Genomic DNA, 11,610 nt, shown 5'->3' on the forward strand with positions numbered 1-11,610 from the left:
TGGGTTTAGAAACTTTAACAACTTTAAAACAAAAATTCTCATCGCTTTGAACATTAAAAGGGAGAGAATCAATGTGATTCTCTCCCGATCTTGATGAATAGTCACCCACTACAGTTGACAAAGAGCCTTTAAATTAAAAAAGCAACCCCTAAGAGTTGCTCTTTTTGCTTCTTATCTTTTATGGTTTCAAGCGGTGTAGCATACGAGGGAATGGAATGGCTTCACGGATATGTTCATTGCCTGTGACAAAGGTTACCATACGTTCTAGTCCTAAACCAAAGCCAGAATGTGGCACGCTACCGTACTTACGAAGATCTAGATACCAACCGTATTCTTCTTCTGATAAACCGAATTCAGCAATTTTAGTTTTTAAATAATCATAGTCAGTCGCACGTTCACTACCACCGATAATCTCACCGTAGCCTTCTGGTGCAATCAAGTCGGCACAAATCACCACGTCATCTCTCGTTGGGTGTGGTTTCATATAGAAGGCTTTAATCGCTTTTGGATAGTTCATGATAAAGGTTGGCACACCGTAGTAGTTTGACACAAAGGTTTCATGTGGTGAGCCAAAATCATCACCCCACTCGATTGGTTCGTAATCATTTTCGGCTGCTTTTTCTTGCAATAAAGCAATCGCATCATCATAGGTCACGCGCTTGAAAGGCTCCTTGAGGTATTTCTCTAAAAGACTTCTGTCGCGTTCTAAGACTTCAAGAGCGTAGCCTTGATTATCCAACACCGCTTTGATTAGGAACTTGATATAGGCTTCTTGAATATCAAGAGATTCTTCGTGTTGCACAAAGGCCATTTCTGGTTCAATCATCCAAAATTCTGTCAAATGACGTCGTGTTTTTGATTTCTCAGCACGGAAAGTCGGACCAAAAGTAAAGACCTTACCAAGAGCCATTGCTCCTGCTTCAGCGTAGAGTTGACCAGTTTGACTTAGAAAGGCTGGTTGGCCAAAATAATCTGTTTCAAATAGTTCTGTGGTTCCTTCAGGCGCCGAACCTGTTAAAATTGGTGAATCAATCTTGATGAAACCTTCTTTGTTAAAGAATTCATACGTCGCACGAATCAGCTCATTACGAATCAACATGATGGCATGTTGCTTACGCGATCTCAACCAAAGATGGCGATGGTCCATCAAGAAGTCTGTTCCATGTTCTTTTGGTGTGATTGGGTATTCATCACTTTCACCAACGACTTCAAGGTCAACAACATCTAGTTCATAACCAAATTTTGAACGCTCATCTTCTTTAACAATTCCTTTAACAAGGACAGATGTTTCTTGGCTCAATTTTTTAATCGTATTAAATTTTTCTAAGCCTGCTTCCTCACCAAATTTTTCAATAAAGTTTGGTTTAAAGGCAACCGCTTGGAAAAAAGCAGTCCCATCACGAAGTTGTAGAAAGGCTAATTTCCCTTTTCCTGATTTATTAGCAACCCAGGCACCGATGGTGACTTCTTGACCAACATAGTTCTTAACATCAATAATTGATACGTATTCTTTTGACATAATCTCTCTTTTCTATCTTTTAGTTATTTTTCATAAATGCTGTTAAGCGACGAACGCCTTCTTTGAGGGTTTCTAAGTCTGTGGCATAGCTTAAACGGACGTTTTCTGGCGCACCAAAGCCCTCTCCTGTTACTAGAGCAACACCCACTTCTTCTAAAATGGCCATTGTAAAGTCTGTGACATTTTGATACCCTTTCATCACCATTGCCTTAGAGACATTTGGAAACAGATAAAAAGCGCCTTGCGGTTTAACCACTTCAAAGCCAGGAACAGTCGCTAACAAGGGGTAAATGGTATTGAGACGTTCTTCAAAGGCTTGTCTCATATCTTCAATCACATCTTGAGGGCCACTAAGCGCTTCAATGGCAGCATACTGGGCAACGGTTGTCGGGTTTGAGGTTGTCTGTCCTAAAATTTTACCCATTGCAGCAATAATTTCTGGCTGACCAACCGCAAAGCCAATGCGCCAACCCGTCATCGCATACGTTTTTGAAACGCCATTGATAACAATCGTTTGTTGCTTAATCTCATCACTCAGAGTTGAGATAGGTGTGAACGTTGCGCCATTATAAACCAGTCTACCATAAATGTCATCTGCTAAGATGAGAATGTCATTGTCAACTGCCCACTGACCTATAGCTAAGAGTTCCTCTTTATCATAAATCATTCCTGTTGGATTAGAAGGTGAGTTCAATAAAAGAACTTTTGTCTTCTCAGTTTTGGCCGCTTCAAGCTCAGCTACCGTCACTTTAAAGTGATTGCTTTGTTTGGTAGGAATAATGACAGGAGAGCCTTGTGCCATCTTGACCTGATCGGCATAGCTAACCCAGTAAGGAGCTGGTATCACAACCTCGTCAAAGGGATTAAGCACTGCCATGAAAAAACTATATAGTATAAACTTGGCACCTGTCCCTACAACAATCTGATTAGTTGCAACAGAGTAGCCATAATAATGCTTCATATAATCTTGAATGGCTTCTTTTAGAGTCGGTAAACCTGAAGCTGGTGTGTAAAAACTTGCCGAACCATTTCTAATCGCTTCAATCGCTTTGTCTTGAATCGATGGAGGTGTTTTAAAATCAGGTTCTCCCAAAGTCAGATTGATAATGTCTTTGCCACTTACCTGTAAGGCTTTAGCACGGGCTCCTGCTTCTAAAGTTACACTCTCAGACATGTTTAAGACACGATCTGATAATCTTGTCATATCTCCTCCCACATTTTTTCCATTAATTAACACTACCTATTATAGCAAAAAATCAGATAGTTCTGATAGGATTTCCTCAAAATTTTCTTCCCTAACAGGAGATTGTTTGGCTAAGGCCTTGGTAATTTGTTTGCCGTAGCGTTTGGTTACCACTCTATTATCTAAAATAATAATCGCTGATTCTTGTGTTTGTCTGCGATTAGTTCGACCGATAGCTTGCTTTAATTTTAAAATAGCTACTGGCAGAGTATAATCATAAAAAGGATTTTTCTTACTGTCTCTAAGGTAGCTTGCCATCTTTTTGGTGAAAAAATCCTCAGGATTATCAAACGGTAAGCGAGTGATGACGGCTATCATTTTATCTTGTTGGGTAAAGTCAACCCCTTCCCATAAACTGCCTGTTCCTAATAATAGCTTACTTTCTGCGTTGTCAAAACGTCGTTTAACATTACTAGCTAGACCATTTTTATACTGGGTCAGATGTTTGATATGATGCTCATCCAATCGATCTGAGACTGACAACATGACTTGTTTTGACGTAAATAAAACCAGCATGGGAATATTTTTTCTAGTCAATGAAACTATTTTTTTAACCAATAAAGCCTCATAGGATGCTAGATCTGTTTTCTCATAGGGCTCTGCTTCTTTATCCAGCCAAATCTTCTGATTAAGACTGACATCAACAGGCAAATAATCAAAAGTAACCTCATCAAAACCTAGTAAATCAGCGAGATTGACTTTTTTACTAATCGACAGTGTGGCTGATATAGCATAGGTTTTCGTTTTTGGTGATAAATATTCTTGAAAACGTCTAAAGTCAGTCTGACCGCCTCTAAGATAGGTTTCACGGTACGTCTCTAGCTGCTCACTCTCTAACCAAAAAACAGTTAAAGAACCAAGCAGTAATTCTTTCAATTCATCCAGATCATTATCTGGATACTCACTGATATCTTGTTTTAGTTGTATGAGGTGTTCTTCTTCTAAAAGATTTCTTTTTTTCTTATAGAAATCCCCAACCAAATGACTTAATTCAAATTGAAGACTCTCTAGTAATCTTTGTAAAATAAGTGGAGGGTCTTGTTGCAATTTTTTGTGAATGATTTGTAAGATTTTTGTGACATTCACCTTTTTTTGTGAAGTTCTTTCTAAAGCCAAAAAGAACTTTTGCGCTTCATCAATCACAAGAATCTTGTTTTCCAAAAAGGACTTATCATGTTCTGAGCGAGCAAGCAAATAAGCATGATTAGTGATAATAATTGGTTTTTTTCGATAATTACTTTCAATCCTATGCCAAAAATCAACCTCAAAAAAGGGAGATGACGCATCAATAAAACCATCATGTTTTATTTCGTCAAAATAAGCTTCGAAACGTTGTTTTTGCTTAACTTCATCCAAATCACCTGTCTTAGTTTCAAGTAACCAGACAAGTAATTGCATTTTATAGCGGTTAATCAGACGATTATGGTCCTGTCGCTGCAAGGTTTGGTAAAAAGCATCTAGTTTAAGATAATTTTGCGGGCTTTTGATGCTTTGACAATCAATGTTAAAAGTTTCTTTAATTTGTTGAGCTTCACTAGCAACAATCTGATCTTGTAACACTTTAGTTGGCACACTGATAAGGAGTTGCTTGCCATCTAGTCTTGGTAGAAGCGACAAAAGGTAGCCGTAAGTTTTACCAATCCCTGCTTGTGCTTCAATAAAACTAGTTGTTGGCTCCTCAAATCGTTTTTCAATTAATTGCGCAAACTGTGATTGGATTGGCCGTTCTTCTAATCCCAAATAATGACAATTAGTGTCAAAATCGAGAGATAAGTGTTTTGGTTTAGCCATTGGCTGATCTTTTTTTAGGAGAATATCCGCCACTCTAATATAATCCTTATCATCATATAATGATTTTTCAGCAATGATTTCTTGAATAACCAACTGAGATTCAAACAAGAGACTGTCACCAAATGTCACTATTTTTTCAAGTGTTCGTTTAGGCAGTTGACGCATTTTATTTCTTAGTTTTAAGAATAATTCAGCGGTTGCTATGGCATCTGAAATGGCTGTATGAGCATTTGCCAAATTAAGAGACAAACTTTTAGCCAGAATCGGCAAACTATATTTTTCTAGGGTAGGGTAGAAAACTTGCGTTAATTCAACCGTATCTACACGTGGTGTCATTAGTTCATAGCCTTCAAAAAATAATTGTTCCGCTAAAAGATTAGCATCAAACTTAACATTGTGCGCCACAAAAATGCAGTCTTCCAATAACTCAAAGATTTCTTTTGCCACTTGTGAAAACTCAGGTGCCTTACTTAATCGCTCATCTGTCAAACCAGTTAAAGCTATAATATGGTCATCCAATCTTTCATGAGGATTAATATCTGTTTCATAGGTTTTAATAATGTGATCATCTTGAATGATGACTATGCCAACTTGAATAATGGAAGCTGTTGTTCCTGCTGAGGTTGCTTCCAAATCAACAATGGCATATCTTGGCTTTTTCATCTCTTCTTTCATAATATCCCTATTATATCATAGACTTAGTACTTTTCTATAGACGCTACAAAGTCTTTTCAAAATAAAAAAACTCTAACAAACGATTTTGTTAGAGTTGGTTTTTTAACGATTAAAACTTTCAGTCAATTGTGGTACCACTTGTTTTTTACGAGAAACAGCACCCTCAAGAAAGGCATGATTGTCAACCAATTTGAAGTTAAAGGCTGTCTCAATTTTGTCTCTATTATTACCAAGTGATAAAATTTCTGAATTAGAATTGATAATATCAGTAATCATCAAGACAAAGTCAGAATAACCGTTGGCAGCAATTGCTTCTTTAATGGCTGTTTCGATTTCTTGTTGACGTTCTAGGACATCAGCAATTTCTACTGTGTTGACTTGAGCGACACGGACCTTATTGCCATTAAGTTCAAACGTTTTAGCATCGATATCAATCAATTCATCAGCTGTTTTACTTGCAAGATTAGTACCAGCTTTTAGCATTTGAAGGCCATAGTCTTCTAAGTTAACTTCTGCAATCTCAGCTAGCTCTTTAGCAACACCATGATCGATTTGGTGTGTTGTTGGTGATTTTAATAGCAAGGTATCTGAAATCAAACCAGAAAGTAGCATTCCTGCAATATCTTTAGGAACAGCAATGTTATTTTCTTTAAACATACGATAGGTAATCGTACTTGCTGAACCAACTGGCTCAAGACGCATAAAGAGTGGATTAGCTGTTTCAAAATTAGCCACACGGTGGTGATCAACGACATAAACCACTTCAACATCTCGAATATCAGAGATAGATTGTTGAAATTCATTGTGGTCTGTTAACATGACTTGAGTTGAACCTGCTTCTTTAGCAGAATGAACAACTTCAAGAGGTTTAACACCAAAATAATCTAATGCAAAAGCTGTTTCTTCATTTGGTTCACCAAGAGCAACTGCCTTTGTGTCATAACCAAATGCCTCTTTCGCCAGATAAGCAAAACCATAAGCCGAACCAACGGCGTCAGTATCAGGATTTTGATGACCAAAAACTAAAATCTTAGACATGTTTTTTTACCTCTTCTAATATCTTTTTCTAAATTCACCTTATTTTATCAGAAAAATAAGGATATCGCAAAATGAGACACTCTCATTATTCAAAAACAAAAGAAGTTATTTTCAACTTCTTTTTTCTTTCTAACCATGAACACGTTTCATGTAGTCTTGATAGCTTTCTGTTTCCATCAACTCTTGTGCATTTTTAACACGGTCTTTTGTCGGTGGCTTAACACCAGCTAATGGATAAGGAATCCCTAGTTCACGCCACTTAAATTCACCCATGGTATGATAGGGAAGAATCTCAAACTTGTCAACATTTTTTAAAGTTTTTACAAATTTACCAAGTTCGATCAAATCTTCATCAATATCGGTTAGACCTGGTACCAAGACATGACGTATCCAAACGGGAATATTTTTATCAGACAAATAGCGGGCACAAGCAAGAATATTTTTATTGCTTTGGCTAGTCACAAAACGGTGAGTTTTATCATTGATTTCTTTAATATCTAGTAAGACTAAGTCTGTCACAGCAAGTAGTTTATCAAATATTTTATGGTATTCTGGTTTATCACGAAATGGAAGAGCACATGTATCTAGGGTACAATGAATACCTAATTTTTTAGCTTCTGTAAATAGTGCCGTTACAAACTCAATTTGTAGAAGGGCTTCACCACCACTAACAGTGATGCCTCCTTTTTTGCCCCAGAAACCACGGTAACGAAGGGCTTCTTGTAAGACGTCTTCCACTGTACGTTCTTTAGATTGATTAGTTTCCATCTCCCAAGTATCCGGGTTATGACAGTATTGACAGCGCATTTTACAACCCTGCATGAAAACGATAAATCGAATCCCCGGGCCATCTACAGAACCAAAACTTTCTGTTGAGTGCACCATGCCTGTTACTTTATTATAATCAATAGTTGACATGTCAAATCCCTTCTAAACTTATTTCTTTTACCATTATACCACTTTTAACCCTAAAAAGACTAGTTTTTAACTAGTCTTTTTCAGCAACGTCTGGAACTTCTGTTATCATAATTTTCAATTTCGTTACACGACCATCTCTCACCTTATCATTAACTAACACAAGATGCTTATCTTTTGAGTCAACATCAAAGAAACGTTTTTCATCAGGACTAGGAATGGTTCCAACACCTGTTAAGTAAAATCCAGCAATGGTATCAACATCATCACTTTCAAGAGTTGTATCAAAGTAGTCATTAAATTCATTAATGGTCATTGTTCCAACAACAATGTAAGTATTTTCAGCTATTTCACGAACAAATTCAGACGCCTTATCAGATTCATCATCAATTTCACCAACGATTTCTTCTAATAAATCTTCTAAAGTCACAATACCTGCCACTCCACCATACTCATCAAGCAAGATTGCCATCTGATTTTGCGTATTTCTTAGAGCACTTAATAAATCATCGACAAAAATAGTCTCTGGAACAAATAAAGGTTCCTGCAAAATACGACGAATATTAATATTTTCAAAACCTTCATTAAAACCAGCGTTCAATAATTTTTTTGTATGAATTAAACCGATAACCTTATCACGATCATCATCATAAACTGGTATTCTAGAAAATGATTCTTTTAAAATAGCTTTGATGATTTCTTGTGAGTCATCATTAATATCGACCATGAAGGCATCTGTTCTAGGTACCATCAATTCACGCGCCATCATTTCATCAAGTGAAAAAACACCTTGAAGCATCTCAATCTCATCAGCATCTAAAGTAGCTTCACTTTTCGTTAACATATATTCAATTTCATCGCGCGTCATTTGTTGGTCAGCATCATCAAAAGTCATCGGAGTGATACGACTCAATAAATTAGTGGTTGCTGATAATAACCAGACAAAAGGACTAACCACTTTTCCTAAGAAAATAATAAATGGCACTGCTGCAACAGCTAGATTTTCTTTCAAATTCATTGCAATACGCTTAGGATAAAGCTCCCCTAAAACGATAGAAATATAGGTTAGAAAAGCAAGTGAAATAATACCACCAATTGTTTCGGCAGACGGTGAATCACCAAACCAATTAGCAATTACCTTTCCTAAAGAATCCGCCAATTTAGCCCCTGATAAAAGAGTTAAGAGGGTAATACCGACTTGAATGGTCGACAGAAAATGATTAGGATTTTCTAGAACTTTCAGTAAACGCATATATTTGTGGTCGCCTTCAGCTGCTTTTTGTTCTACTCGCGAACGATTTAAAGAAACCAAAGCCATTTCACTGGCTGAGAAAAAAGCATTAAAAAGAGTCAAAACAATTAGTAATAATAACTGTAACATTATTGATTGACTGCTCGGGTCTTCCATTTTATGATATCTCCTATTTTTTAATATAGCCCATCTATTATAACATATTTCTTGAATAATGTAGTAAAATCACCTTTTTTATTATTATGAAAAGAATCATCAAATCTATTCTTCTAAAAATAGTTACGATGACATCCTTCTTTTTTCGATCATAATTAAAAAAGGAGGATGATTGACTTGATTCACTGGCTGATAACGCATAACCGTATACTGTTCTTGAGACAAGTTTTTCAAAAAATGTTCCAAAGCATCCTTCTCCAATTGCCCACCATCATGACCATAATAAACCATAATGGACACACGTCCTCCCACCTTTAGTAAATGCAATGTTTTCTTCAAGGCTAAAATGGTTGAGTCTGGTTTGGTGATGATGGTTTTATCAGCTTTTGGAAGATAGCCTAAATTAAAAATGGCTAGATTTATCTCACTAAGATAATTATCAATATTTTCATGACTATCTAAAATTAAGTGCACATTTTGGGCACCAGACGCTGTTAGCTTTTCTTTTGTCGTTTTAAGTGCTATTTCTTGAATGTCAAAGGCATAGACTTTTTTAGCATATTTTGCAAGAAATAATGTATCATAGCCATTTCCCATGGTTGCATCAAGGGCAATACTTTGATTGGTAAGAATTTCTGCTAGGAAGTCATGCGATAGTTGAATAGGACTTTTCATGTAAACCTCTTGATATTTTGTCATTAGTTATGGTCAATCAATCGTTTTGTCAATGATTGATTATCCTCATTTTAACATAAAAAAACTATTCTCTTACAAGGAAAAGAATAGAATTCTCAAATAGATACTTATTTTTGTAAGCTTTTAAAGCGCCACTTAAAGCGCCACTCATCGTAGTATGGGAAAATAAGATTTAGACAACCAAAAGCTAACAACAAGCCAGCCAGGACATCGCTTGGATAGTGAACGCCTAAGTATATTCGTGATAAAGAGATAATCACAATTAAAGCAACCAGTAATGAAAGTACCAGCTTTTTCATAAAACCAGCTGTTAGCCGTTGTTGAAAGATGATAAAAAGAGTGCCAAAAATTAAAAGAGACCCAGTCGCATGACCACTTGGAAAAGAAAAACCATGTTCAACGATTAAGTGAGGGATATCAGGACGCTCACGAACGTATAAATTTTTTAAAACAATGATTAAAATTCCTGCCAAGCTACCACTTAAAAGCATGAACAAGCCTTCTGCTTTCCATTTTTTCCAAAAATAAAAAAATAAAAATAAGACTGTTACAATAATAACTTGTGACAAAACATTACCAATAACAGTAATACGGCTTAAAATAAGAGTGACCAATTCTGGTAAGCTCCCTCTTACCGTATTTTGAATAGTCGCATCAAAGGATGCAAGAGTTTGAGGGAAAAATTTCACAAGATAACCCAACATCACAAAAAAGAGCAAGCTAAAAGAAGCTGTTAGTAGGTGTTGTTGTTTTTGTTTCATACTTTATAAGTCTCCAAAAGCGATTTCATTGATAGGTAAACGATACCAAAAGCCATAGAAAATAAAATTCCTTGAACAATATTAAACGGAATAACCATTGCTACAATATATTTGCTAATCCCAATAAATTGCCCGATATCAAAATTGGCGAAGGTAGCATACAAGGGAATGGCATAAAAAATATTTAAAATAATCATTGCAACAGTTAATAGTAGCGTTGCTAAAACACTAGAAAAAAGATAGGTTTGACGTGTTTTTTTGTGATTCCAATAAAGAGCAAAAACTAGGACAAATACACCTGTAGCAATCACATTCATGGGTAATCCAATTAAATCATTAACACCAGTATTGTTTAAGAAAAATTTTAAAGCCGTTCTTAACAATAAAATAATGTAAGCTGATTTTAAATCAAAAATGACAAGTCCAATTAAAACAGGAATAATACTAAAATCTATTTTTAAAAATTCTGCTCCTGGAATAATAGGAAAATTAAGAAGCATCAATATAAAAGAAAGAGCTCCTAAGATAGACATATAGGCCAATTGTTTTGTTTTTACCATAAAAAAATTCCTCCAATTTTTTCAAATTGAAAGAAGTCACAAAGAGTCAAGCAAGCAAAAAACCCTTCGTCTTCTTCCATCCAGACTTTACTGTCGGTTGTGGAATTTCACCACATCAGCTTTCGCTCACGGACTTCTAGTATCCTAGTTACCGCCGGTCGGGAGTTACACCCTGCCCTGAAGACATTCCTATCATACCAAAAAAGATTTTTTTTAGCAAGATGCTTGTTTAGATGACTAAAAACTTAATTCATCATAATCTTTAGATTTTTAAGAAAAAAACTTGTTAATGATAAAAACCAGATTTTTCAACCTGATTTCTTGATTATTTATTAAAATGAAGGAAAAAACTTTAATATCAGTTTTAGGATAATAAAGTTGTATTCAAAGATAGAAGATCTATCCTCTCTTTTTTATACTAACAATGCCTATCACTAACCATACATTATTTTAATTTATCTTTTTGATACTGATGACTTAATTCTAAGCCAGAAAAATGCTGTTGACGCAAGGCTTCATAAACGATTAAACAAACCGTATTAGACAAATTGAGACTTCTTACATGCTCATCATTCATCGGAATACGCAAGGCTTTTTGGGCATGACTGCGCATAAAAGATTCTGGAAGTCCCTTATCTTCTCTTCCAAAAAGAAAATAATGAGTGTCACCGTCGTCATATGACACTTCAGAATATGTTTTTTCAGCAAATTTAGTGATTAAATGAAGTTTTCCATCACATTTTGTCATAAAATCTTCTAAACTATCGTAGAAAAAAACAGTTAATTTATCCCAATAATCAAGGCCAGCGCGTTTCATTTTCTTATCGTCAATTGGAAAACCCATCGGTTGAATGATGTGAAGGGGTGCGTTAGTGGCAGCACAAGTTCTTGCAATATTTCCAGTATTAGCAGGAATTTGGGGTTCAAATAACACGATGTGATTTTTAGCTAAAATGGGTGTTTTTTTTGATTTTAAAGGTTCTATCATCGCTATCTCTCTCTTT

Annotated in this window: 10 protein-coding genes and 1 riboswitch; all 10 genes read right to left on the reverse strand. The window is 35.8% G+C overall.

Annotation, left to right across the window (positions count from 1 at the left end):
* Positions 1-178 precede the first annotated feature (178 nt).
* The 10 genes from asnS to trmL all read right to left on the reverse strand — a co-directional run bounded on the left by asnS (position 179) and on the right by trmL (position 11,594).
* Complete coding sequence (asnS, locus tag N7659_RS06650) at positions 179-1,519, reverse strand: asparagine--tRNA ligase (protein WP_263276381.1); 1,341 nt, start codon at positions 1,517-1,519, stop codon at positions 179-181.
* A gap of 19 nt (positions 1,520-1,538) precedes the next feature.
* Positions 1,539-2,723: a pyridoxal phosphate-dependent aminotransferase gene (locus tag N7659_RS06655; protein ID WP_263276382.1), complete on the reverse strand. Its 1,185-nt coding sequence runs from the start codon at positions 2,721-2,723 to the stop codon at positions 1,539-1,541.
* A 39-nt stretch (positions 2,724-2,762) separates the two neighbouring features.
* On the reverse strand, positions 2,763-5,228 hold the full coding sequence (locus N7659_RS06660; RefSeq protein ID WP_317629569.1) for a bifunctional DnaQ family exonuclease/ATP-dependent helicase: 2,466 nt from the start codon (positions 5,226-5,228) through the stop codon (positions 2,763-2,765).
* A gap of 102 nt (positions 5,229-5,330) precedes the next feature.
* Positions 5,331-6,266, reverse strand: coding sequence for a manganese-dependent inorganic pyrophosphatase (locus N7659_RS06665; RefSeq protein WP_263276384.1), 936 nt, complete (start codon positions 6,264-6,266; stop codon positions 5,331-5,333).
* A gap of 129 nt (positions 6,267-6,395) precedes the next feature.
* The gene (gene pflA / locus N7659_RS06670) at positions 6,396-7,184 is read right to left on the reverse strand and encodes a pyruvate formate-lyase-activating protein (RefSeq protein ID WP_199567656.1); all 789 of its coding nucleotides are present in this window, start codon (positions 7,182-7,184) and stop codon (positions 6,396-6,398) included.
* A 70-nt stretch (positions 7,185-7,254) separates the two neighbouring features.
* Positions 7,255-8,589, reverse strand: a complete 1,335-nt coding sequence (locus N7659_RS06675) for a hemolysin family protein (protein ID WP_263276385.1) — start codon at positions 8,587-8,589, stop codon at positions 7,255-7,257.
* Between the two features lie 123 nt (positions 8,590-8,712).
* Positions 8,713-9,264, reverse strand: coding sequence for a tRNA (mnm(5)s(2)U34)-methyltransferase (locus N7659_RS06680; protein ID WP_263276386.1), 552 nt, complete (start codon positions 9,262-9,264; stop codon positions 8,713-8,715).
* A 128-nt stretch (positions 9,265-9,392) separates the two neighbouring features.
* Positions 9,393-10,046: a phosphatase PAP2 family protein gene (locus tag N7659_RS06685; protein WP_263276387.1), complete on the reverse strand. Its 654-nt coding sequence runs from the start codon at positions 10,044-10,046 to the stop codon at positions 9,393-9,395.
* Complete coding sequence (locus N7659_RS06690) at positions 10,043-10,606, reverse strand: ECF transporter S component (RefSeq protein WP_263276388.1); 564 nt, start codon at positions 10,604-10,606, stop codon at positions 10,043-10,045. The genes N7659_RS06685 and N7659_RS06690 overlap by 4 nt, the downstream gene beginning before the upstream one ends.
* A 64-nt stretch (positions 10,607-10,670) precedes the next feature.
* Positions 10,671-10,795, reverse strand: a riboswitch (FMN riboswitch).
* A gap of 256 nt (positions 10,796-11,051) precedes the next feature.
* A complete protein-coding gene (gene trmL, locus N7659_RS06695) occupies positions 11,052-11,594 on the reverse strand; it encodes a tRNA (uridine(34)/cytosine(34)/5-carboxymethylaminomethyluridine(34)-2'-O)-methyltransferase TrmL (RefSeq protein ID WP_263276389.1) in 543 nt (180 codons plus the stop codon).
* Positions 11,595-11,610 lie beyond the last annotated feature (16 nt).

The sequence above is a fragment of the Streptococcus sp. CSL10205-OR2 genome (assembly GCF_025660655.1).
Taxonomy (GTDB): Bacteria; Bacillota; Bacilli; order Lactobacillales; family Streptococcaceae; genus Streptococcus.